The organism is Bacteroides sp. K03 (assembly GCF_019734355.1).
GTDB classification, from domain to species: Bacteria; Bacteroidota; Bacteroidia; order Bacteroidales; family Bacteroidaceae; genus Bacteroides; species Bacteroides nordii.
This window is the reverse complement of record NZ_JAASHC010000009.1, coordinates 127657-154541: the sequence shown is the minus strand read 5'-3', so window position 1 is coordinate 154541 and position 26885 is coordinate 127657. Positions and strand designations below refer to the sequence as shown.

Sequence of the window (26885 nt, the reverse complement as noted above, 5' to 3'; positions counted from 1 at the left end):
AGAGAGAGAGAATATCATTCGATTACAACTTTTGTTGCATAGGATACCTGGTCTTTTGTGATTTTTACAATGTATAATCCGGCAGAAGTTCCCATCTTTCCTATGGCTTCCAGTACCTGATTGGCTGCGGAGATTGATTTATATGATCGGTTCCACAAGGCATACGGATCTTCTTGCCCGTTCAGTTTCTTATCGGCATATATCAAAAAGAGGTTCGTACATTGTAGTTTCAATGACAGGCTGTTCAGTTTCCAGTTGGCTATCAATGCTTTTGGGAAATCATAAGACAAGCCTATTTCTTTCATTCGGATAAATCCGCCGTCAGCAATGCGCATATCAGAATAGTTGTAGGCATTGTAGGCCCGGCTTAAATAAGGATCCAGTCTGTTTTGGCGCGTACTGGCTATTACGGGTATATTAGTAAACTTTTCGTCTCCCGGCACCATCCAGCGGTTTTTGAATTCTTTTGGAGTAGCGGTGAGGTCGGAATAACTGGAACTGAAAACATTGTCCAGACACACCACGTTGCCGAATGAATAGGTGATGAATAAGTTTAGTTTAAACCCTTTATAGCCGAATGTATTCCCGAAACTACCCAGATCTGTTGGGGCAGCAGCTCCCGAATATTTCAGGAAATCAAGTTTTTTACTTTCCTGAAAGTTGATATCTGTTGTTGTAATCTGTCCGTCCTGATTGAGGAAGGTAGGTATACCATCTTTGTTTAATCCCTGAAATGGAATAGAGAAGATAGAACGTACCGGATAGTAAACCATATCCGGATACCAGCCCCATCAGTGTCTTGTTTGATTTTAGTTTGGTAATCTCGTTATGGGTATGAGAATAGATGAAGTCGGTAGTCCAGCTAAAATCTTTAGTCTGGATGTTTCTTGTTGATAGAGTGAACTCTACACCATTGGATTTCAGCTCGGCGATATTACCCATTTTCAAAATCTCGCCTCCGGCTCCCTGAGTACTTACCGGTCCTATGAGGTCATAGTTGTTACGCTGATACCAGTCTACTGCAACACTGATACGATTGTCCAGCAATCCTACATCAACTCCTATGTTCAGTTCATGTTTTTTTTCGTAAGTCAGATCAGAGTTTCCAAGATTCACTACCTGCAATCCCATTTCACCTGTAGAGGCTGTTGGTCTCCAGGGCTTATAAGCGGATAAGATGGCTGTGGAGTTTGTTACACTTTCGGGACCACGGTCTGTTGTCAAGCTATAAGATGCTTTAAGCGATAAATGAGATAGAGCCGGTTCCCAGTCTTTGAAAAATTCTTCCTCATGGATATTCCATGCCCCCGATATATTCCATGTTGGTAACCAACGGGACGAGCGTGTCTTTCCCAGCGTATTGGAACCTTCGTAACGAATCGTACCATTGAGGGTATATATTCCTTTATAAGAATAGGTCGCATTGGCGAAGAAGGCAATGTTACGCACCCTTCCCTTTGCGATTGAATAGTAATCAGTGCCTTCTTCGGCACCTTTTTTAAATACCTGATAAGCATAGAACGGTACTTCACCCATTGAGTACTGAAGCCCCCATCCGCGTATCCACTTTCTTTGCCGGTCAATATAGTTTGATTCCATACCGCCAAATAAGTTCACGATATGTTTCTCTTGTAAATACCACCTTCCGGGAGTATGCTGATAGGCGGTGCATGTGGATTGTCCGGATCACGGTATAAATGAGGGGTTTGGTCTCTGATGCTGGAAGTGGGCATGGTCCTGTAGGCCATTGCCTAATTGGAAAAGTCAGTGATAATATGTTCCTGCGATGTTGATGAGTACTTCAGGTCGGATGCGTTGATATCCATGTAATTATTCTCCAGTTCATGGAAAATATTGAAAAGGAACATAATTACGGGTATAGCTTGTTATACTATAGTAATAAGAATATAATTTCATTATCAATATTGGTTGTTTTTTATTACAAGTCGTGATGAAAGTATTTTTTGAGATTTATGTTCCTTGTCATCCTTTATGAATAACTTGTCGGTTTCTCACCGAGAAACGCCTCGTTTGTCGTAGAGAATCGGTTCGATCTTCGTAGAGTTTCGACGCGTTTCTCGTAGAGAAAAAATATGTGTATTTAATATATTGATATTCAGTGTTTTGTTAGCGCTTGTTTATGTCTTGTATTTTCTTAATAATACAATCTTGCTTTTTTCTTCTTTTCTTTGTGTTTTTATTTTATAAATAATTACAGATGCGGGTTTAGGGGTGAATGTTATTTTTATATTTAAGAATGGTAATACTTTCGGTGGTTTTTTATCAATTTTGGTAGAAATATTTATGGGAAGTATGGCAAGCGATGCTTGGTTGAAATGCATGTTAACTCAGACTCTCGAAAATAAAAAGATGTGTAAGATAAAGAAAAACAGTTTTTTAATCTCTGTTTTATTGAATACTAATACTTAGTAGAACTTTGTGTGGTTCTGTGATGAGTTAAACTCATTTATTGATTCATATTAAAAAATCTTCAATGCGTTAGTTATATAAATAATTCTTCTGCGTTTTTTTGATAATTGAAAGATTAGCACTAATTTTGCACCCTCATTTGAATATAGAATAAAGTATAAATCAAATAAATAATTGTCAGAATGAACGTTTCATTTCAAAACATTGACAAAGTAAGCGCATTGCTTACAGTAAAGCTGGAAAAAGCTGATTGTCAGGAAAAAGTAGATAAATCTTTGAAGACATTCCGTCAAAAAGCTCAGATTCCGGGATTCCGTAAAGGGATGGTACCGATGAGCCTGGTGAAGAAAATGTATGGTAAATCAGTGGTTGCTGAGGAAGTAAATAAACTTCTTTCAGAAAAAGTATATGATTATATTAAGAGTAATAATATAAATATGCTGGGCGAACCAATGCCTAACGAAGAAAAGCAGCAGGTGATTGATTTCGATACAATGGAAGATTTTGAATTTGTATTTGATATTGCTTTGGCACCTGAATTTAAGGCAGAAGTAAGTAGCAGTGATAAGGTAGACTACTATACAATCGAAGTAACTGATGCAATGGTAGACAACCAGGTGAAAGCTTATACACAGCGTAATGGTAAATACGAACAGGTTGCTGCTTACGAAGATAACGATATGCTGAAAGGTCTGATTGCAGAACTGGATGAAAACGGTAATACTAAAGAAGGTGGCATCCAGGTAGAAGGTGCAGTATTGATGCCTTCTTATATGAAGAACGATGAGCAGAAAGCTATCTTTGCCAATGCAAAAGTAAATGATGTATTGGTGTTCAATCCGAATACTGCATATGACGGACATGCTGCTGAAATCGCATCGTTACTGAAGATTGAAAAAGAGGCTGCTGCTGAAGTGAAATCTGATTTCAGTTTCCAGGTGGAAGAAATTACTCGTTTTGTGTCAGGTGAATTGAATCAGGAAATCTTTGACCAGGTATTTGGCGAAGGTGTTGTGAAGACTGAAGAAGAATTCCGTGCTAAAATTAAGGAAAGCATTGCTGAGCAGCTTGTAGCCGACAGTGACTATAAATTCCTGATTGACGCTCGTAAGATGTTGATGGAAAAGGTGGGTAAACTTGAATTCCCGGATGCATTACTGAAACGTGTAATGTTGCTGAACAACAAAGAGAAAGGCGAAGAATTCGTAGCTGAAAACTATGACAAGAGCATTGAGGAACTGACTTGGCACCTGATTAAAGAACAATTGGTGAAAGACAACGAAATTAAAGTTGAGCAGGAAGATGTAATCAAGATGGCTAAAGATGCTACCAAAGGACAGTTTGCTCAGTATGGTATGATGACAGTGCCCGAGGATATTCTTGAAAACTACGCTCAGGAAATGCTTAAGAAAAAAGAAAATGTTGATGGCCTTGTAGGTCGCGTGGTTGAAGCTAAATTGGCTACAGCGCTGAAAGCTAAGGTGACACTGAACAACAAGACTGTTCCGATGGAAGAATTTAACAAGATGTTCGAATAATATCCTTTTACAGGAAAGAACATAAAGTCACAGAAACACAGAGTTTTTATAAAATTATAACTCTGTGTTTTTTTGTGTCTCTGTGTTCTTTTTTGTTTCTTTGCAGTTACATATTAAAAATAAGAAAGGAACATAAAAATGGATGATTTTAGAAAATACGCAACCAAGCATTTAGGAATGAACAGCTTGGCACTGGATGATGTGATTAAATCACAGGCTGGGTATTTGAATCCCTATATTCTTGAAGAAAGACAACTCAATGTAACACAACTTGATGTGTTCTCGCGTCTGATGATGGACCGCATTATCTTTCTTGGTACCCAGATAGATGATTATACAGCCAATACTTTACAGGCTCAGTTATTATATCTGGATTCAGTGGATCCAGGTAAAGACATCTCTATCTATATTAACTCTCCGGGAGGATCTGTGTATGCCGGATTGGGCATCTATGATACAATGCAATTCATTTCCAGTGATGTGGCTACTATCTGTACAGGTATGGCTGCTTCTATGGCTGCTGTTCTGCTGGTAGCGGGCACAGAGGGCAAACGCTCCGCTTTAAAGCATTCACGCGTAATGATTCACCAGCCGATGGGGGGGGCGCAAGGACAGGCTTCGGACATCGAAATCACTGCCCGCGAAATAATGAAGTTAAAGAAAGAACTCTATACTATTATTGCAGACCATTCTCATACAGACTTTGAAAAGGTATGGGCGGATTCTGACCGTGATTACTGGATGACAGCAGAAGAAGCCAAGGAGTATGGTATGGTAGACGAAGTGTTGATTAAAAAATAAAAATGGCTGAATCAAAAAATAATAAAAAGAGATGTAGTTTTTGCGGCCGTACGGAGAATGAAGTCGGCTTCCTGATAACAGGAATGAACGGCTATATTTGCGATAGTTGTGCTACCCAGGCTTATGAGATAACTCAGGAAGCGTTGGGGGCTGACAAAAAGGGCGCAGGAACTACAACACTGAATCTGAAAGAACTGCCTAAACCGGTAGAAATTAAAAAGTTTCTGGATCAGTATATTATCGGACAGGATGATGCGAAACGATTCCTGTCTGTGTCAGTGTATAACCACTATAAACGTCTTTTGCAGAAAGATACAGGAGATGATGTGGAGATTGAAAAGTCGAACATTATTATGGTGGGAAGTACCGGAACCGGAAAAACTTTATTGGCACGTACAATTGCGAAGCTGTTACATGTGCCGTTTACTATTGTAGATGCTACAGTGCTTACTGAGGCTGGTTATGTAGGAGAAGACATCGAGAGTATTCTCACTCGTCTGCTCCAGGTAGCCGATTATAATGTACCCGAGGCAGAACAGGGAATTGTATTTATAGATGAAATAGATAAGATTGCCCGTAAAGGTGATAATCCTTCTATTACCCGTGATGTTAGTGGTGAAGGCGTACAACAAGGGCTACTCAAACTATTGGAAGGGTCTGTTGTGAATGTACCGCCTCAGGGTGGCCGTAAACATCCGGATCAGAAAATGATTCCTGTGAACACCAAAAATATTCTGTTTATTTGTGGTGGCGCTTTCGATGGTATTGAAAAGAAGATAGCACAACGCTTGAATACGCATGTAGTAGGCTATAGCGCTTCACGTAAGACAGCTACGATTGATAAAAGCAATATGATGCAGTATATTGCACCGCAAGACCTGAAATCATTCGGGTTGATACCCGAAATTATTGGTCGTTTGCCGGTGCTTACTTATCTGAATCCGTTGGATCGTGATGCACTTCGTGCGATACTGACCGAACCGAAAAACTCTATTATCCGTCAATATGTGAAGTTATTTGAGATGGATGGAGTCAAACTGACGTTTCAGGATGAGGTGTTTGAGTACATCGTAGATAAAGCAGTTGAATATAAGCTCGGAGCACGCGGATTGCGTTCCATTGTAGAGACAATCATGATGGATGTCATGTTTGAAATCCCTTCGGAAAATGAAAAAGAGTACGAAGTAACATTGGACTATGCGAAACAGCAGCTGGAAAAAGCAAATATAGCAAGATTGCAAACTGCTTAAAATCAAAAGGTAAGAAGTATCGGATGGTTCGTTTCTGTTTTTTATTGAAAAATATTAGTCGAATTATGCTTGATATTTAAGAAGTTGTTTATAACTTTGTTAGAGCTCTTTTACAGAAAGAGTTTTTAAAGTTAAACCATGAACTGAATAAAACAACCTATTTAAGATGGCAGGGAAGATTAATTTGACAGACCAACTGAAACAGTATTTCGGATTTGATAAATTCAAAGGAAATCAGGAAGCGATCATTCAGAACTTGCTTAATGGTGGCGATACTTTTGTGTTGATGCCTACCGGTGGCGGCAAATCTTTATGCTATCAGTTGCCTTCTCTTTTGATGGAGGGTACGGGAATTGTTATTTCTCCATTGATTGCATTGATGAAGAATCAAGTGGATGCAATGCGTAACTTCAGTGAGGAGGATGGTATAGCCCATTTTATTAATTCTTCATTAAATAAAGGTGCGATAGATCAGGTGAAGTCTGATATTCTTGCCGGAAAGACAAAGTTGCTGTATGTGGCTCCTGAGTCATTGACAAAGGAAGAGAATGTGGAATTTTTGCGGTCAGTAAAAATCTCGTTTTACGCAGTAGATGAGGCTCACTGTATTTCGGAATGGGGACATGATTTCCGTCCGGAATATCGAAGAATACGTCCTATTATTAATGAGATAGGCAAAGCGCCACTTATTGCGCTTACAGCAACTGCAACACCCAAAGTGCAACACGACATCCAGAAGAATCTGGGAATGGTAGACGCACAAGTCTTTAAATCGTCGTTTAATCGGCCGAACTTATATTATGAAGTACGTCCGAAGACTACAAATATAGATAGAGATATCATTAAGTTTATCCGAAATAATCCGGAAAAGTCAGGTATTATTTACTGTCTGAGCCGGAAAAAAGTGGAGGAACTTGCTGAAATTCTTCAGGCGAATGGTATTAATGCGCGAGCTTATCATGCAGGTATGGATTCGGCTACAAGAACTCAAAACCAGGATGACTTCCTGATGGAAAAAATTGATGTGATTGTGGCAACCATTGCTTTTGGTATGGGCATCGATAAACCGGATGTCAGGTATGTAATGCATTATGATATACCAAAGAGTTTGGAGGGATACTATCAGGAGACAGGACGTGCCGGTAGAGATGGCGGTGAGGGTAAGTGTATTACCTTTTATACCAATAAAGACTTGCAGAAACTGGAGAAGTTTATGCAAGGCAAACCTGTGGCAGAACAGGAAATAGGCAAGCAGCTTCTGCTGGAAACTGCTGCATATGCCGAATCTTCCGTTTGTCGCCGTAAGACCTTACTACATTACTTCGGCGAAGAGTATACGGAAGATAATTGTGGAAATTGTGACAACTGTTTAAACCCTAAAAAACAAGTGGAGGCTCAAGAATTATTGTGTGCTGTGATTGAAGCGGTCATAGCGGTAAAAGAAAACTTTAAGGCAGACTATATAATAGATATTTTACAAGGAAGAGAAACTTCTGAAATACAAGCACATTTACATGAAGATCTGGAAGTATTCGGATCGGGTATGGGCGAAGAAGATAAAACCTGGAACGCTGTTATTCGTCAGGCATTAATTGCCGGTTACCTAAGTAAAGACGTTGAGAATTATGGTCTGTTGAAAGTGACAGAGGAAGGACATAAGTTTCTGAAGAAACCTAAATCGTTTAAAATTACAGAAGATAATGATTTTGAAGAGGTAGAAGAAGAAACTCCGGCCAGAGGTGGTGGATCTTGTGCTGTAGATCCGGCACTTTACTCTATGCTTAAAGACTTACGGAAAAAACTTTCTAAGAAGCTGGAAGTTCCCCCTTATGTTATTTTTCAGGATCCTTCTTTGGAAGCAATGGCAACGATCTATCCGGTAACGCTTGATGAACTTCAGAATATTCCGGGAGTTGGTGCTGGAAAAGCGAAACGTTATGGTGAGGAGTTCTGCAAACTGATTAAGCGTCATTGTGAAGAGAATGAGATAGAACGTCCTGAGGACTTACGGGTGCGTACTGTTGCCAATAAATCTAAGTTAAAGGTTGCTATCATTCAGGCTATTGACCGTAAAGTTGCATTGGATGATATTGCTTTGTCTAAAGGAATTGAATTCGGTGAACTATTGGATGAAGTAGAGGCAATTGTTTATTCGGGCACAAAACTGAATATTGATTATTTTCTTGATGAGATAATGGATGAAGATCACATGCTTGATATTTATGATTATTTCAAAGAATCAACAACAGACAAAATAGATGATGCCCTGGATGAATTGGGAGATGAGTTTACCGAAGAGGAAGTGCGTCTGGTGCGTATCAAGTTTATCTCGGAAATGGCTAATTAAAAAACAGCAAAATATTTTTTGCGGAGAATAGTAAAAGTCCGGTTACCTGTTGAGGTAGCCGGACTTTTCTTATGAAGGAAAATGAAGGTTTCTTTTTGCAATGTTGTAATACTGAATTGTTATAAAAACACGACTTTTCCCTTTCATTTGGATGGAAATGGGAAATTTTAACAATAAAGTAGGAGTTTTTACGGAATTATATTTAACTTTGTAGCATAAAATAAAAAAATACAAGTATAAGTTTCACACCTGACAAAACAAGTTTATCATGAATGGAGACTATTTAATAAATGTATTAACTGCACACGCTCTGAATATTTGGGTCAAGATAAAAAAGTGCCCTGTCTGAATATCTTCTCTTGAGCTGTTATAATAATGTATTCAAAAGTGATTTTCTCACTTTTGCTCTTTTCTGTATACATTGAAATTGCTCATACTATAAATATCCTAACGAAAAGATTTTTTTTATTATAATCAATGTTATCACACCTGACAAAACAAGTTTATCATGGATGAAGATTACTTAATTGCTGTTTTTCCTGTACATGCTTTAAAAAATATTTGGGTCAAGATAAAAAAGTGGCCTGTTTGAATACTCTCTTTTAATCGTATTAAAGTTTATGCGAAAATAGTTACCCTCTTTTAAAGAGGGCTGGATTTGTTTTATCATATCTGATTGCATCCCCTGCCTTTGTACGCATATGAATAGTCTAAATAGTATATAGAATAAAGTTTAATTAAAAAGAACGCAGAAGATGAGAAAAAGTATCCTTTTGTTTGTACTTTTTTCAGTTTTGCATATCTCAATGCTCTATGCACAGGGGTATGTTGTGAGCGGACATATCATTTCGGTTGAAGATAATCAGCCTTTGATAGGTGTTTCTGTCCTGGAAAAAGGTACAACGAATGGTGTAATTACCGATATAGATGGTAATTACAGACTGAATGTAACAAAGTCTCCGGCAACCTTGCAATTCTCTTATATAGGAATGACAATGGTAGAAAAGCAGGTGACAGGTACTTCAACAATTAATGTTACAATGGAAAATGCCACTCAAATGGTGGACGAAGTTGTAGTAGTAGCTTACGGGGTAAAGAAAAAAGGGACAATAGCCGGTTCGGTTTCCGTAGTTAAAGGGGATAAGATCGAAAATACACCCACAGCCAGCTTCGATCAGGCACTACAAGGTAAGTCTGCCGGATTAACCGTTTTACAGAATACAGGAGAACCGAGTGCTGCTGCCAGTTTTCAGATTCGCGGAACGAATTCAATTAATGCAGGTACTGCACCTCTTTTTATAATGGATGGAGTTGCTATCTCTGCTGATGATTTTTCGTCTATCAATCCCAATGATATAGAAAGTTTTACAGTACTGAAGGATGCATCGTCTACTTCAATTTACGGAGCTCGTGCTGCCAATGGTGTGATTGTAATTACAACAAAGAGGGGGCGTACGGCTGAAAAAGGAAAAATCATTCTTCGTGCTCAATATGGTTTTTCTGATCTGGCCTATGGCAAGTGGGACCAGATGAATACAACGGAACGCCTTAACTATGAGGAACAGATTGGGTTACGCGTGCCGGGTACGTATGACCGTGAAGCATTAGAGCGCATTGATATAAACTGGCGCGATGTAATATACAATAATAATGCCCCCATGTATTCTTATGAATTGAGTACATCGGGTGGAAGTAACAAGTTCAACTATTTTGTTTCAGCAGCTTATTTCGGTCAGGAAGGTATTGCGGTAGGATCTGATTTTGAACGCTATTCGGTTCGTGCCAATTTGGAAGTCCGCCCGGTGGAATGGTTGAAAATCGGCACGAATACTTCTTTGTCATATGAAAAAATAAAGGAAGCAGATGAAGGTGATTATAATGTAGTAACTCCGGTTTCGGCTTCTAAGTTTATGTTACCTTATTGGAATCCTTATAAGGAAGACGGCTCTTATACATCTATAGGAGACGGTTCCTGGAATGGTACGAATCAGAATCCTTTGGAGTGGCTGGATAATAATCCGGTAAAACGGAATCGTATGAAGGTATTGACCAGTCTGTTTGCTGAGTTGAGACTCATTGAAGGATTGGTACTACGTACTGTCGGAGGTCTCGATGCATCGGACAATCGTCTGACTGCTACCTCTAATCCTTCGTACGTCCCTAATTATGGTTCCGGTACGGTAGCCAAATCATTTGAGCGTTATAGTAACCTGACATGGACAAATACTGCCAATTATACATTTACGATAAAGGACGATCACAATATTAGCCTGCTGCTTGGACAAGAGGCGGTTATTAACCAGTCTGAAGGATTCAATGTAACCACAAGAGGACAATCCAATGACAAACTGTTGACCATGGCTACTGCCACCTCTGCCACTTCATGGGACGACATTGTATCAGAAGCTACTTATTTGTCCTTCTTCGGGCGTGCGGAATATAACTATAGTAATAAGTATTATGCTGATTTTTCAGTTCGTAGAGACGGTTCTTCCAAGTTCGGTAAGGATGCACGTTGGGCCAACTTCTGGTCGGTAGGTGCAATGTGGAATCTGAAATCAGAAGACTTTTTAAAGGATATAGATTGGCTGACCAATCTTCAATTGATTGCAAGTATCGGAACATCGGGGAACTCTTCCATTCCTAATTATGATCATACAGCCTTGTTTGCGGCTGGGCCGCAGTATTCCGGTAAAACAGGTATTGCACCTTATTCACGTGGAAATGAGGACTTAACCTGGGAAAAGTTAATGACTACCAATGTTGGTGTGAAGATCGGGATTTTTGACCGTTTGAACCTGAACGTTGAGTTCTATAATAAAAAGACAACCGACATGTTGATGGAAGTTCCCATAACTTTTGGTAATGGTTTCAGTACTAAATGGGATAATATCGGAGCAATGATTAACAGAGGAGTGGAGTTTGATGTGGATGCAGATATTATTCGTACGAAAGACTTTACATGGAATATCTCAGCAAATGCTTCTTATAATCATAATGAAATAACAGAATTGTATAACGGTTTGGATGAATATGAAATAAGTACGACTGGGTTACTTTTGAAAGTAGGACATTCTTATGGTGAATTTCATGCAGTACGTTATGCCGGAGTTAATCCAGCCAATGGCGATGCTTTATGGTACACTAAAGAGGGAGAACTGACAAATCGTTTTAGCAATGAAGACCGTGTGCTATTGGGTAAATCTTATGTAGCTCCTTGGCAAGGTGGTTTTGGTACAACCTTTTCTTATAAAGGTATTCAGCTATCTGCCCTGTTTAGTTGGGTAGCAGACCGTTGGATGATGAATAATGATCGCTTCTTTGATGAAAGTAATGGTACATATGCTGTTTATAACCAATCTGCTAAATTATTAAATCGCTGGCAGAAACCTGGTGATATAACAGAAATTCCCCGTGATGGAGTCCAGACGCAGCTTGATAGCCATTTGGTAGAAGATGCTTCGTTCATGCGTTTGAAAATTTTGTCGCTTAGTTATACTTTCCCGCAATCGTTATTGAAAAAGACAAAAGTAATAGAACGTGCTAAAGTATTTGGGCAAGCACAGAATTTGTTGACTTTCACTAAGTTCACAGGGCTGGATCCGGAATCTAATTTGAATATGTACCGGGCTTCTTACCCGTTGTCCCGTCAGTTCTCATTCGGTATTGAAGTTACATTCTAATAAGTAGAAGAAAGAGTATGAAAAAGATAAGAATATATGTATTAGTGGCACTATTGTGTGGAATGTCCTCCTGCAGTGATTTTCTGGACAGATACCCGGATACAGCTGTGCCCGAAGAAGAATCGATGACCGATCTGGTGTCCAGTGAACAGATTGTAATCGGTATTTACAGTAGTTTTAAGAACTCGGCTCTGTATAGCGGAACTTTGACCTTGGCCCCCGATGTACAGACTGATCTGGTATATGCTGTTAAAGGGTATACAAATGTATATGGCCCGATGTATCGTTGGGATTTCCGGGATAGTGATACCAGCATTGAGTCGGTGTATTCGGGTTTGTATCAAGTGATAGCCCGTTGTAATTTCTTTATGGATCATAAAGATGAAGTATATAGTAAACTAACAACAGAGGCTGATAAAACTACTTTCAAGAAATATGAAGGGGATGTTTATTTTTTCCGTGCGTTAGCTTATTCTGATTTGATACGTATGTATTGTGAGGCTTATGATCCGGATAATGCGGAAAACCAGCTGGGAGTTTCTTTGTATTTGCGCTATCGCAAAGAGGGTGAAGACAGTTCTATTGAACCTCGTTCTTCATTAGCCGATTCTTATAAGCAAGTATTAAGCGATCTGGAACAAGCGGAGAAATATGCAACCCGTAAGGGAGCAGATACGCAGTGGATTACAATAGGAGCCGTGCAGACTTTGAAAACAAGAGTTTTTCTTCATATGAAGAATTGGGAAAAGGTGATAGAGTATGCTACAAAGGTAGTTGACTCTAAAGTATATACCTTGGCCGATGCAATGAAAGCAAAATGGGTAGATGAAGAAACTGGTAATACGATGACCGACTATCAACGGATGTGGAAATATGATGAAGGTGATGAAGTGATCTGGCGTGTACAAATGAGTACGACGGATAGAGGCGGAGCTTTGGGAACAATTTTCCTGAATTATAATAATGTGGCTTATCTGCCCGATTATGTACCGGCAAAATGGTTACTCGATTCATATAGTGCAAATGATATGCGCTATTCTGCTTTCTTTTATTCCATTAAGACCGGATATTCTCATGGATTAACCTGGCCTATTGTTATCAAATATTTGGGTAATGCGGATATTGATGCCGGTGTTGGTAAGTATTATACAAATATGCCTAAAGTATTGCGTTATGCTGAAGTCTTTTTGAACCGCGCTGAGGCTTATGCACAATTGGGAAAGACTAAAGAGGCCAATAATGATTTGACTAAGTTGAGAAGAGCGCGTATTGCAGATTATGGCAGTGCATCCTATACTCAGGATAAACTGATGAAAGCAATTCAGGATGAACGTGCAAAAGAATTATTTATGGAAGGTTTCCGTTTGTCTGATTTGAAGCGTTGGAATTTGGGTTTTGAACGTACGCCCCAAACCGGAACGATAGATGGAGCTTTAAATAATTCATTGAAAATAGGAAAAGACAATCCGGCCTTTATATGGCCTATCCCGAAACATGAACTTGATGCTTCGATGGGATTGGTTAAACCAAATGAAAGCAATAAATAAGAGAGATGATTATGAAGAAAAGTATATATAGTTTATGTACACTGTTTGCAATTCTACTGGTAGGTTGTGACAGTAAAGAGGTGCTTTATTCAGATGCTTCGTATGTCATGTTTACCGATTCTGCCATGGTAATGCCTGTGACGGTGAATTCGGAAAGAACTTTTGATGTTGTGGTTGCTGCCACTCAGGCAACGGATTATGACCGGAATTATGTAGTTAGTGTAGATGTAGATCATACGAATGCCATTGAAGGATATCATTTTGAGCTTTTGAATAAGAATGTTTTGATAAAATCGGGTGAGCGGACAGGAACTGTAACGATAAAGGGGTATTTTGATAATATGAATCGTACAGATAGCCTGGCAGTGACTTTGAAACTAATCAGTGATAAGAATGAAACGATGAACCTGTATGGGAATAAGACAAATATTTTTTTATTTAAATGTTATCCGTTTAATATAAATGATTACATAGGTGATCTGCGTATGACATGTACATTCCCATTCAGTGAGGACTCAAAGAGTTTTTTAGTGAAAAGCGAGAAAGTAGACGATCATACTATACTTATCAAGGCACCCTTTGACGACAGTTATGATTTAAAGGTCAAATTTAATGCGTCGGATGAGGAACCGATGAATGATGGAGTAACTGTTGTGGAACAGGAAGCGTTTCTTGACGCAGGATATGGGTTAGTTTTTGCACAATCGGTGGCAAGTAATCCGAGCTTTTTCATAACAGCAGATAGAGGAGTAGTTCTCTATTTGAATATATTCCTTCCTAAAGTGGGTTCATTTGGAACGTACCTGTATATATTTGAGTGGATTAGCCCTTATGAGGCTGAAGCAGAAAAGAACGGTATTACTCCTCCTTATGACATTAAAGTACAGCCTAAGGGATATTCATTGAAGAAATAATCGATTAAAAGAAAGAAAATATGAATACAATTACCCATTTGAAAAATCGGTTGGGCTATTGGGCGTTACTCGTAATGACCTTTGCCATTGTAGCCTGCTCGGATGATAAGGAAGAATCACCGGAGGTGCAGGGAAAAACAACGTTTGATGTTGAAGATATAGTTTTTGTAAGTGAAAAAGGAGAACAGGAGACAACCTTCTCTTTTGAAGCAGGAAATGAATGGACGGCTTCTTTTTCGGAAGGTGGCAGTGTGTTTTTCTCGGCTTCACAAACTAAAGGAAGTAAAGGCAAAGCGGAAATTACCATACAACCTTTGAGAACAAACCTGGAAGCACAGGTACGTACAGCGGAACTCCGTATATCAGTTGTTGGAGATGAAACGGTATATGTAGTGAAGATCTCTCAATTGGGCAAAGGGGCCAGTCTCGTGGTTGACACAGAAAGCTTGGTTTTAGAGGCAGATAATGTTGGAGAGTACTTTGTAGATACGTTGACTGTAAGTTCTGATCAAGCTTGGGAGCTGGTTGATGCAACCAGTGGAATACTTTTCTCTTTTATAGACGAACATCAGTCTGACCAGATTACTACTAAGAAGTTAGAAGTGAAAGTACTGTTTACCGATTTTGAATCAATGGTTCTGGAGGGTGGGTTCAATATTAAGGCTGGTACTACTCTAAAATATATTTCAGTGAAAGCTACAGCTGAATGTAAAGCTTATCTGACAGAAGAAATGGACGCTGCAGTTGAAAAGTTGGAATTGTTGATAGATCCCGCTACCCCTGGAGTCTATATGGCCCCTCTGTATGTTTCTTCAAATATCCAGTGGAAATTGGAATTGCCAGAATGGCTGTCTACTCCTCAGCCTACTAATATTACTGTATCGGGAACGTTGGCTACGAATCCTTTATATGTAGAAGTGCGCATAGCTGACGGTATGATTCCTGCGTCAGAAAAAGAAGATGTGATTATATTATCGGATATTCGTTCCAAGCAACTGATTACTATTCCGATCCACTTTGCCGGAATTAGTGATGATTATATTAATCATAATTTTGAGTTTCCGGCATTTGACCCGTATGGAAATGATTTTGCATTTGATCCGATACCTGGTACGGCACGGATACTCGAATTGCCATTTATGATTGAAACAGGTAAAAATTATACAGATGTAACCGATGCACCATTCAAGTTACTTTTATGTAAATGTGTGAACGGTGCACTTGAACGGACAGCTGTTCATTGGGCTACTCTGCATATGGGCGATTCTTCCAAAGATAAGACATCCAATGGGGTATACACAAAAGAACTTTATCTGACAGCCAATCAGCGTGGTGACGAAGATGATATGAATAAGATTACTTCGATGGGAGAAGATAGAGAGGCTTACCTGTTTATTGTTCCCAATTCGGTAAGTTTTGATGATTTGTTTGAAGATCCGGTTTCTACTACTTTGAAGAGTCAGTATATAGGGTCATATATACGGCAAAAAAATGCTTTTCTGGAGTATAAGATGAGCGTAACCGGTATTGAAAATGGAGCAACAATCACCTTTCCGGCAGCAGGTGAAACCAAATCTTTTGATATGCTTTCTGATGCAGTGAAAATTTTTACATCCCGGTTAGATGTGACAGAAGTCGTAACAGGAGTTGAGAACCCACGTACTTTTGTTCCTAATGATGTAAATATTGAGTTTAAAATGAAAGATGGAGTGGTCGATTTAACGAAGTTCGTACTTGCCGTAGGAAAAAACAAGGATAAACGGGATCGTGTAATCAAGATTGAGTTCAAGGCATTTAGAGGTATTAATCCGGAAGATGGTAGTGACAATACCTTTACGATGTTTACTTTTTATATTAAACAACCATTTCAATAATTAAATATACTGTTAATAATGAAGTTATTATATCAAATATTAGGGGTGTTTGTTGCTTTTCTGGGACTTGTTTTGGTCGGAAGTTGTTCTGATGATGAAATAGCCGCTTCTCAGGAAGGTTACGGATATATGCAGCTTCAGTTGCATAAGAAGGGTGCGGACTCCCGCGCGCTGGATAGCGGAAAGGAACTCAGCTATCTGAAAGATGTACGTAAGATTCAGGTTACCTTGACGTCTGCCGATAATCAATCTTTCAGTATGGCATTGATGCCGAAGTCTGTCAGTGAGGAAGGTGCTGAATTTGGATTATCTACTGTACCGGTGCAGTTGATGCCCGGTACCTATAAGATCACTTATTTTGTTGTTTATGGAGATGAGGTGGTAGACGGACAAGCTGAAATCTTACAGTCGGGGACGCCTGACGAGGAGGTTCGTTTCCGGATAGAGAATGATCGTCTGACAGAGGTTGACTTTGCATTGGAAGCTGTTTTGTATGGTAAATATGCAGCGGTATTTGGAAAAGATTTGTCGGCTATTGAGTCTCCTCTTTCCCGCGCCACTGTTGATAACAGTAGGGTGAAATATGAAGACATTGCTTCGGCAGTATTCACATTCAAGTATTCAAATAATGGCATTAGTTATATTGAGAGCTATCCGGTAAAGGCAAAAAAGGAAAAGAAAACTCAGCTGTTTTCTACCGATACGATTCAGATGAAACAGGGAGATTATGTTCTGTCTCATTATAAATTGTATAATAAAAACAAGGAGCTGATCTATGCAATGGACAAAGAGCAGAATGTAAAGATTGAACATTTTAAGCTTTTACGTGATACGGTAGATGTGAAACTATATGAGACGGCAGCGATTCGTGATTACATTGCTTTGTATAACATATGGAAGGCAATGGGTGGTGAAGAGTGGTCATGGAACGGTGAAGGTTATAATATAGGTTCAAACTGGGTGTTTAAGTTTGCCGACGGTACCCCGCGTCCTATCGACATGTGGGGAGATCAGCCAGGGGTAGGGCTTGGCAGTAATGGCAGGGTTACTTCTTTGAATTTGGGAAGTTTCAATCCTAAAGGTTTTGTACCCGATGCTATCGGAGATTTAACTCAGCTCGAAATGTTGTATCTTGGAAATCATGATGAGACAGGTGCTATTGTTGGAGATGAAGGGATGGAAGGTATTCTTAGCTCTTACTTGCTTGCCCGTGAAGGAGTGGATGTACGTGCACATCGTATGGACATTGCACGTGAAAGGTTTGTTTTGAGAAGGGCGCAGCTTCAGGTAACTTCAAAATTAAAGTATGAAAGCAGAAATGTACGTCCTGTCGTATATACCAAATATGCTGGTAAGAATAAAGGTTCCATGTCAAACCGTATTACAGGTATTTCTGAACGTATCGGCGAGCTGGCAGGTACATTGACTATGGTTTACATAGCAAATGGCTATATAGAAGAGTTACCGGAATCATTTGGCAAACTGGAAAATCTTACAGATCTTGAAATCTATAACAGCCGGATGACTACCTTTCCGGAACAGTTGAAACAATTGCCCAATCTGATTTCTTTAAACTTTTCCATGAATGGGAATCTTGATTTAGAATCGACTTATAAGAATCTGGATGACTTCTTTACGAATGGAAAATCACAGGGGACGGTTCAACTGTTGTATCTGAATGATAATAAGTTAACAAAATTGCCATTCAGTATTCGTAATATGAAAAAACTGGGAATGCTCGACTTGGCTTATAACAAGTTGGTTGAACTTCCTCCCCTTGGCAATATATCTCCTGTTCAGTTTATGGTTGATTGCAATGAACTGGGAAATGAAGCTCTGGGAGCCGGAAGTAATCCAATTCCTAATAATTTCTGTATTACAAATGATTTAGAGCTATTCTCGGCTTCTTGTAATAAGTTGAAGAAGTTTCCGGTATTGTTGTCTAACATGAAAAATGATGGTAAATATTCCATTGAGGAGATAGACCTGTCTGTCAACCAGATTGATGGTTTTGAACCAGGTTTTAAAGGGGTACGTGCAGAGAAGCTTAATCTATGTTCTAACAGATTTGCCAAGTTGCCAGTCGAATTCTCCCAACATTCGTCGGTGATTAACTTCCTTCGTCTGTCTTATAATGAAATAACGGAGGTTTCATTTGAGTCGTTTAAGAACCTGAAAGCACTGGAGGCATTGGAACTGGCAGGTAATAAGATAAAATCTATGCCGAATGAATTCAATTCGGAATATCTGCCTCACTTCTCCGGAATAGATTTGAGCCAGAATCGTTTTGTTGCATTCCCTGTCAATATCTTATATGTGAATAGCCTCAATCAGTTGATTCTTAATTCTCAGGGATATTATACCGATGCCGCTCAGAAGAAATTCAAACGTACATTAGTTGAGTGGCCCACAGGTTTGGATCAGCACATGGCTTTGAAGGTGTTGGAGGTTTCCGGTAATGACCTGCGTATGATACAAACTTTCCCGGACAATCTTAATAAGTTTGATGTTTCGGATAATCCGAATATCAAGATGACTGTTCCCTCAGCGATTATTGCTCGTATGAATGATGGCTCATTCCTACTGGTTTATGATGAGACTCAGGATATTACAAATGTTAACAACTAATGACAAAGAAGATGAAATCAATCAGATATAAAAATAGAAATATCCAGGTTTTCCTGTTAATCAGCCTGGGGATAGTTGCTCTCTTCTCTTGCAAGGACGATGACGATATTCAGTCTTCTTTTTTTGGAGTAAGCGAAGAAGAATCAGAGTTTGTTGTTCCTGATTGTGGTGATACATATGCTGTCAATCTGTCCGCAGATCAGGATTGGTATGTAGAATCGAATGCAGAGTGGTGCATGGTATCACCTGCCAATGGCAATGCTTCCACGATTTGTGAATTGCGTGTAGATACCAGCTATTTGTATAAAGAACGGGAAGCGGTTATTACATTCCGTTCCGGTTCCAAAGCCTCTCAGGTAAAGGTGTTCCAGTATGGTTATGAGAAAATCATAAAGTTGGATAAAGAGGAGGTTGAAGTAGAGGATTTTGTAGATTACGAAAAGATGTTTACTGAGTTGAATGTTACTTCAAATGTTAAGTATGAAGTAATACCGGTTGATGCTGCCCAGAAATGGGTACGTGTGAGTGTTCCGGAGAAAAAGGTCGCTTCAGTACCTCGTCCGGATAAGGTACGTTTCGATTTCGACATTTACACACAGTCGGATGCGGATCGGGTGGCTAAATTTACGTTTCGCCAGACAGATGCAAAAGAGGGTGAAATACCTATAGAAAAAACATTCACTTTCCGTCAGAAGAAATCAGAAAGAATAGTTCCGTCACGTCGGGGAGATTCACTTGCCTTATTGGCTATCAGCCGCATGATGAAGTGTTATACTGTATGGGACGTAAGTCAACCGATGATTTACTGGAATAATGTAAAGACGGAAGAGGTTGACTATAAATATGTGGATGGTGATTTTGTACGGGATACAACCGAACTGCGTGTCGTTGGGGTAAACTTTTATATATTTAATACGGATAATAGTATTCCTTTCCAGATTCGTTATTTAAATCAGTTGAAAACATTGGTTTTTACGGGTAATGAAAATAGTTATCGCAAGTCTATTAAGCTGGAGGATGACGTGACCTATCTGGATAGTTTGGAGAACCTTGCCTTTATAGGCTATGGAATTAATTCACTTCCTGCCCGGATGACTAATCTGAAGAAATTGAAGGAACTGGAAATGACCGGCAATCCTTTACAGGAATTTCCGATGGATATTATTGAGGCTTTGGATAAGGATAGTTTGCTTTATGTGAACTTGAGTAATTGTCGTCATTACGAAGCTGGTAGTAATCTTTTTACGAACAAAAAAGACAGCATTGGCTTGGGTGGTGAACTTCCGGATCGTTTATTCCGGTTGAAACGGGTGGCTTATATTCACCTGTCATACAACTATTTTGAAGGCTCTATTCCAGCTATGGAAGGCGTAGCTGATGTGATGCCGCAATTAAGGGCTTTGTCATTGAATCTGAATTATCTGTCGGGTATGATTCCCGAGTGGATATTGAAGCATAAACGATTGAAATGTTGGGACCCCTATACATTAGTCTTTAACCAGACTTACAATGGCAGGGATAGTAAGAACCGGCGTGTTGGTTTCGATAATGAACCGGATTTCATAGAAACTCCGTGTCCTGATTGGGAAGAGAATACGAACAACACGGCTCTGACTCCATCTTCGTTTGATCGCACCTTTAGATGGTTTCACTATTATGATGCAAGTAAGAAACAATATCCCAAGCTTTCATTGGATGGAAACTGGGGTGAAATAGATGATTAAAACTAAAATGATTATGAGGAAGATTAAGAATATACTGGCGATTGTCTGGACAGCTTGTTTTTTACTGGTCTTAATTTCGGCTTGTAAAGAGGATGATAAGGATGCTTTGTTGCCCAATCAGGGAGAAATTTGTTTCCAGTTTACCAAGATAACAACCTATACATTGGCCGATCTGGATGATATTGCTACCGTAAAGATTGTGTTAGAGAAAGACGGGGTAAAAATAGAACTACCCAGTTGCCCGCTTACGGGAAACACTGAATTATTGTCTACTGAAAAAGTAAGATTAGAGGAAGGACATTATAAGCTTTTAAGTTATCGGGCTTTTGGTAAGGATGCTAATTTAATTGAAAATCTGGATATTACTTTGACAGAAGATAATGAGTTTGATGTGAAAGTAGGAGAACTGCAGGAATATATTTTACCGGTGAAGGTAAAAACAGTTGTTGATCCTACTAACAACTATACCAATGTGCTTTTTGCTATTTGTAAAGAGGTATTGGGGGATGATAGAAGTAAGTGGCCACCTTCTTGGGATGTGGAAGAAACTCTGGATACCTGGGCCGGACTCTCGTTTGAGACGGATGATTATGGAAATCTGCTTTATATTACCGATTTGGATATTGACGGCGACGGGAATTTGCCTGAATTCAAACATATGAAAAAACTGTCCCGGGCGATCATCAACTTCCCGAGTATGACGGGACTGCATATCAGTAATTGCGATCTGGAAGAACTTCCCGATAATATGGGTGAATCGAGGATTGCTTCTATTTATATTGAGAATACTAATTTTAGCACCTTTCCAAAGTCTTTCCGGGATATGAAAAAGCTGAATGACCTGACACTGATAAACAATAAAGTGACGGAACTTCCTGAATCGATCGGTGAGATTAAGACACTGAGAACCATTGACGTGGTTAATGAAAAGGTAAGCGAAATACCGGCTAGCATTGTCAATCTGACGGAATTGGTCAGCCTACGTTTTATGAATACTGAAATTAGTGAACTTCCCGATGTCTTTGACCAGCTGTACAAAATATCAACGTTGGATATGCGCAACAACAAGAACCTGAAATCGTTGCCTCCTTCCATTGCCAATACAGTAATTGGTGAAGAAGGCAACCGAACCCGTAAATATCTGCGTGGCATGTTATTGGATGGATGTTCTTTTACTTCTATACCTAAAGAGGTACAGCATGAGAATATGCAACTATTGTCTATGGCTGATAATCAAATCCAATCTGTGACGAAAGAAGAATTAGAGAAGATGCCTAATCTGCATTCGCTGATATTAGATGGTAATAAATTGCCGTTGTTTCCTGCTATGAAAAGTGATAATCTATTGATGTTGAGCTTGATTAATTGTGGATTGAAAGCTACTGATATAGATCGGAGTAATCTACCTAATCTGAGATTCCTGTTTATGACACAGGAAGAATATGATGCAGTAATGAAAGGTTATGAAGTAAACGCGGACTATCTGCTTAATAATAAATAACTCTCTCTTAAAGAAAGTTGTTAGGAAGGCTGCCGTTGTGAAACCATAGGCCTTCCGAAACAACTTTATAGAGAGTTATTTTAATATATGAATAAGAATGAAGACTTTAAACTGTACTATTACCATACTATTAGGCTGTATATGTGCGGTCTTTACTGCTTGTAAGGACGACGACCCTATTGTGCAACCGGTTACTCCATATGAAAAGCAATATGGTGAAGCAACTGTTGTGTGGGAGGCTACTCATCAGAGCTTGTTCAATTTTAAGGGAAATCCACTCTATGTACAGGTGTCAGAAGAGAGCACGGACGACGACTTGGCAGTATTCAATGTAACCAAGAAATATCTGTTCGACAAACGAGGGCACTTGCTAATCTATAATCCAATCAATGAATTTACTGATGTAGTATCCGGCTTAACGAGAGGATGGATTACTGCCGGTGATGCTATGAGGTATTCTTATGGATATGATTCTGCCGGGAGGCTGGCGGTAGTTACCGAAACAGAGTTGGGAGGCACTTCCGTCGTTTATGAATTGAAATACGGCACTCATGCTGTATACGTACCTTTTCCTTTATCATTTGCTGGTTTACCTCTCTTCTTGCTGAAAGGATTGGTCGCGGTAGAAGGTGATAATGGCTTCAAATACGAATTTGATGGAGAGAAAGCTGTTTGCGAGACTGACAGCTGGATGGGGATTACCCGAACAGAGTACTTGTTTCGGAACTCTTACCCGTCAATGTGTACCAAACAGCTGATCAGAGGTGACGAGGTACTTCAGCATGAAGAAACGGTCTATGCTTTCGGAGAGAAAGGGTTATTGCTTGGAATGACAATTTCCGTCCGTACCAATGATGATCCCGATATGGTTCAGAAGCAATCATTGATTTATGCTTCTCCCTGGTTACAGGTAAAGGAAGTTGCTTATGAAGCCGGATTGGTGCAAGAAAGAACTGTGTATGCATATACAGAAGAGGGTTTTCTACTCTCTGCCACTAAGAGCGATAACGAGGAAAATATGGCATCTGTCCATTTGAACGCTTATGAGCTGGATGTGCAAGGAAACTGGACTTTTGCCGAGCGTGTCATCAAAGGCTACTTTAATGATTATTGGCCGGAGGGTACGATGACTTTGAAACAAGAATTTTCTTATAAATAAACTTAGTAATTAATTAAAATTTAGTGTAACATGAGAAAAAAGAACTACTACTTTTTGCTAATGTTTGTCATGATGAACATTATGGCAGTGGCTACATCTACCGTAAAGGCGGAGGCGTGGGATGGTTCGTGGAGAACTATCAGATTTGAATCCGGGGAGGATGAAATAAATTTAGAGTTTACAGCTCCTGAAGCTAAAACTTATACTTTTAAGAGCGATACCCAAGAGTTTGGGATAAAAATTAAAGCTGTATGTGGAGAGGTGACCGAGTGGTCTGATGCACTTCATGGTTGGTTTGGTGCAACAGTCAGCATTGAGGCTAAAGCTAATGAAGTTATTAAGTTGACAGTTGTAACTGATGGAGAAGAATTTTTCCCTATAATAGTGCCAATGGAATTGGTTAAAGACAGTGGGGATGATACTGCCTGGGATGGTACAAAGAAAGATATTACTATTACAGGAGCTGATGATGCAATGACTTTAACATTTACTCCTACTGAATCAAAGCAATGTACTTTTAAGTGTGATACAAAAAGTTATGCAGTAAAAATAAAGGCTACTTGGGAAGGACAGAGTTCTGCAGCATGGTCTGAGGGACTTTACGATTGGGCTGGCGCAACGTTAACAGTAGATGCTGTTAAAGACCGGGTTATTACATTAACAATAACTGCAGCAGAGGAAGAGTCATATCCTGTAACTTTCCCGCTTGAACTGGGTGATGGTAACGGTGATGATGATACTCCTGCTGAACCTTGGGATGGAACTACTATGGCTATTACTTTAAACGATGTGGCTACTTCTAAAACATTCAGTTATACAGCTACTCAAAATGGAATGTTCTATCTCTTTTCTAAAGCTGAGGCTTATGATGTGAAATTTGCAGGTGGAGTAGTTGGAGAACCTGATCTCGTATTAGAGTGGGAGGCTTATGATAATCTGGTAGGTGGTTATTCGGCTATAAAGCTGATGGAAGGCGATGTGCTGAAATTTACTGTGACTTCTACTGAGTTCTTAGAAGGACAAGGTGCAGAGTTTCCTCGTCAATTTTCAATTAGCAGTTTGGTTGTACCAGTATCAGGTTTTTTCCTTCCGGGGGCAACTTTTGAGAATGCAGTCAACTTGCAACCGGATGTAGAGACAATTATTCCTGTAAACGAGAATACCAATGTAGACGATTTTCCTGATTTTGCAAGTTATTCGGAAATGTCATGGTTGCAATTTACAGCACCGATAACAGGGCTTGCCAATATAGATATTGAGCAGTATGTATTGTTTGTATATGAAGGAGAAGATAAAATAGGGGCTGTGGATTATAAGCCGATGATGGTTGTACAAGATGAAAATAATAATAGCCATAAATTTGCAGTAAAAGCCAATACTACTTATTATGTAGTAACTACTAATAATCGTCCAACAAAAGCAACTTTGAAGCTTACGGAAGTTGAAGAAGGCAATGATTGTATTATACCTATTAATATCACTTCTACGACTTCGGCTCTTTCTGTAAAAGCAGGATCTACCTGGTATAACTATACTATAACAAAGAGCGAAGATAGTGCATTTAATTTGTTGGAACTGGCTTCTAATAAAGGTTGGACAGGAACGATCAGTTATTATGTGGATTGTTCAGATGCCGAGCCTGTGATAGATGAAGTGGCAGCCAGTGCTAAATCATACTTTGAAATGGATGTTACCAGAACTAATTATCTTATCTGTGTGAACAGTGCTAAGGCTGTTGAAGATGCTATTAAATTAGTACAGCGTGATCCTAAACCAGGTGAGGCGAAAGTCAATCCGTTAAATGCTAAATTAGGTGATAACGAATATGGTGGTGAAAAACGTAATTATTGGTTTAAGTATATTGCTACTCAGGATTGTATGTTGAAACTTATTTATCCGGAAGATGCATTGACTATGATAACTTTGAATTCCGGTACAACGAATATTGCTAATTATGGTTCTACAAGCTGTATAGTGAGAGTAAATGCAGGCGAAGAGTATAGAATGAGATTTGTGGCATCAAGTACAGATAAGGCTACATTCACAGTTGTTGAAGATGAGAATATTCCATTAGGAGATTATTGCGATTATCCGAGACCGTTTAATCTGGATGAAGATATTGTAATGAAGAACCGGGACGCTCGGGAAGAATGGTATCTATTTACCGCTCCTGATGATGGTACTGTAGAATTTGAAGTGGAAGATAAAATATGGGTTAGAGATCACTGGTCATGTGGCATAGTAAAAGAATGTGGTACTACACAGGATAAATTGTCGTTTGAAGAATTGATGGGAAGGCTTACTTACCGTTATTCTGTAATCAAAGGCGAAACATATCGGTTTACTGTTTATCAGTTTAAGAATGAAGAAGGAGCAGATATTGTAATCAAAACTAAGTTTACTGCAGCAGGTGAAGGCGAATCTTGTGACAAAGCCATCAGTATCGATTTTGATAAAACTGTGATATGCAAAGATGTTGCCAGTGAGACATGGTATGAATTTGTTGCTCCTGAAATTGGCGAATACTACCTGGTAAGTTCATTGGGACAAGGTGCTGGTGTATCTTATAAGATTAATGATTGTAGTACAAAAGCTACAGCCGCAGAAGTGAAAGACTTTATGTATGGAAGAGCGTATACAACACTAAATCTGGTAAAAGACCAAGTTGTAAAAATATGCGCTATTATATCAAAGGATAAGCCGGAAGATCAGGATTATGATTATTCATTAATTGTAAGAAAGAAAGCTCAGGGCGATGATTTGGAAACTCCGTTTGTTGCTAAGGCTGGAGAATATTATGCATTGGGTGCCGGAAATGTAACAACTGCAGCTACTCTGGAAGGATATGTTTATTCTATCACTACCACAGATGATAAACTGGAATTTACTATTCTTACTAAAGAGGCATATTTTAGTGGAAACTTCTTCGTTTATTATGAAGGAAACAGAATTGGATTTACTCCGGCCAAGGTCAAAACAGATAATGGGGATGGTACATATACTTATACCTATACGTTGACTAATACAGCTATTGAAGCGGGTAAAACTTATACTGTTCTCTTCCCGTTCACTGTAGATGGTTTCAATCTGGGTACTTCGTTGATTACAGGAATCGAATCAACCGAATCTTCTGATAAGATTATTGTTTGTCCTAATCCGAATGACGGAAACTTCCGGGTTACTTTAGGTGAACTGGCTACCAATGGTGCTTTGGTTGAAGTTATTAATATGGCAGGTGTAGTTATTTATAAAGAATATACAACGTCAACTATGTTTTCTGTAAATCTGAAAGGTATTACAGCAGGGGTTTACTTTGTCAGGGTATATGCTGATGGTAAAAATGCAGTTGCTAAGCTGATTGTTCGTTAATCGTTTGTCTGGTTATATTATAAAGAATCCTCTTGCCTTCTGGCAGGGGGATTTTTTTATTTCTATTTTTGTCTGTATTGAATAAAAACCGTATATTTGCACGCAATAAATTTTAAACGC

General features: G+C 39.2%; 13 protein-coding genes and 1 pseudogene. 13 read left to right on the top strand and 1 reads right to left on the bottom strand.

All coding sequences use genetic code 11. From position 1 onward, the window contains the following. Positions 1–161: 161 nt before the first annotated feature. Positions 162–1881 (bottom strand): annotated as a pseudogene (locus HCG69_RS09115) (SusC/RagA family protein); the annotation flags it as partial. 731 nt (positions 1882–2612) lie between these two features. Here HCG69_RS09115 and tig point away from each other — a divergent pair. From tig to HCG69_RS09050, 13 genes are all read left to right on the top strand, one after another. After that, entirely contained in the window at positions 2613–3968 is a 1356-nt protein-coding gene (tig, locus tag HCG69_RS09110; RefSeq protein WP_221649791.1) for a trigger factor, read from the top strand. Positions 3969–4106: 138 nt separating this feature from the next. Further along, positions 4107–4769 carry an ATP-dependent Clp endopeptidase proteolytic subunit ClpP gene (clpP, locus tag HCG69_RS09105; protein ID WP_002562365.1) on the top strand — a complete coding sequence of 221 codons (663 nt, stop codon included), beginning with the start codon at positions 4107–4109 and terminating at the stop codon, positions 4767–4769. A 2-nt stretch (positions 4770–4771) separates the two neighbouring features. Further along, entirely contained in the window at positions 4772–6019 is a 1248-nt protein-coding gene (gene clpX / locus HCG69_RS09100; protein ID WP_221649790.1) for an ATP-dependent Clp protease ATP-binding subunit ClpX, read from the top strand. A 166-nt stretch (positions 6020–6185) separates the two neighbouring features. Then, positions 6186–8366, top strand: coding sequence for a DNA helicase RecQ (recQ, locus tag HCG69_RS09095; RefSeq protein WP_002562363.1), 2181 nt, complete (start codon positions 6186–6188; stop codon positions 8364–8366). 755 nt (positions 8367–9121) lie between these two features. Beyond that, entirely contained in the window at positions 9122–12049 is a 2928-nt protein-coding gene (locus HCG69_RS09090) for a TonB-dependent receptor (protein ID WP_221649789.1), read from the top strand. A 17-nt stretch (positions 12050–12066) separates the two neighbouring features. Continuing rightward, the gene (locus tag HCG69_RS09085) at positions 12067–13596 is read left to right on the top strand and encodes a RagB/SusD family nutrient uptake outer membrane protein (RefSeq protein ID WP_221649788.1); all 1530 of its coding nucleotides are present in this window, start codon (positions 12067–12069) and stop codon (positions 13594–13596) included. Positions 13597–13607: 11 nt separating this feature from the next. Then, positions 13608–14510 carry a DUF4984 domain-containing protein gene (locus HCG69_RS09080; protein ID WP_221649787.1) on the top strand — a complete coding sequence of 301 codons (903 nt, stop codon included), beginning with the start codon at positions 13608–13610 and terminating at the stop codon, positions 14508–14510. Positions 14511–14530: 20 nt separating this feature from the next. Then, positions 14531–16384 (top strand): hypothetical protein, encoded by a 1854-nt coding sequence (locus HCG69_RS09075; protein WP_221649786.1) that lies wholly within the window; start codon positions 14531–14533, stop codon positions 16382–16384. Between the two features lie 18 nt (positions 16385–16402). Then, positions 16403–19012, top strand: a complete 2610-nt coding sequence (locus tag HCG69_RS09070) for a DUF4458 domain-containing protein (protein ID WP_221649785.1) — start codon at positions 16403–16405, stop codon at positions 19010–19012. An 11-nt stretch (positions 19013–19023) separates the two neighbouring features. After that, complete coding sequence (locus HCG69_RS09065; protein ID WP_221649784.1) at positions 19024–20736, top strand: BACON domain-containing protein; 1713 nt, start codon at positions 19024–19026, stop codon at positions 20734–20736. Positions 20737–20749: 13 nt separating this feature from the next. After that, positions 20750–22237 (top strand): leucine-rich repeat domain-containing protein, encoded by a 1488-nt coding sequence (locus HCG69_RS09060; RefSeq protein ID WP_221649783.1) that lies wholly within the window; start codon positions 20750–20752, stop codon positions 22235–22237. Between the two features lie 97 nt (positions 22238–22334). Continuing rightward, the gene (locus HCG69_RS09055; protein WP_221649782.1) at positions 22335–23396 is read left to right on the top strand and encodes a hypothetical protein; all 1062 of its coding nucleotides are present in this window, start codon (positions 22335–22337) and stop codon (positions 23394–23396) included. Positions 23397–23426: 30 nt separating this feature from the next. Continuing rightward, entirely contained in the window at positions 23427–26765 is a 3339-nt protein-coding gene (locus HCG69_RS09050; protein WP_221649781.1) for a T9SS type A sorting domain-containing protein, read from the top strand. Positions 26766–26885 lie beyond the last annotated feature (120 nt).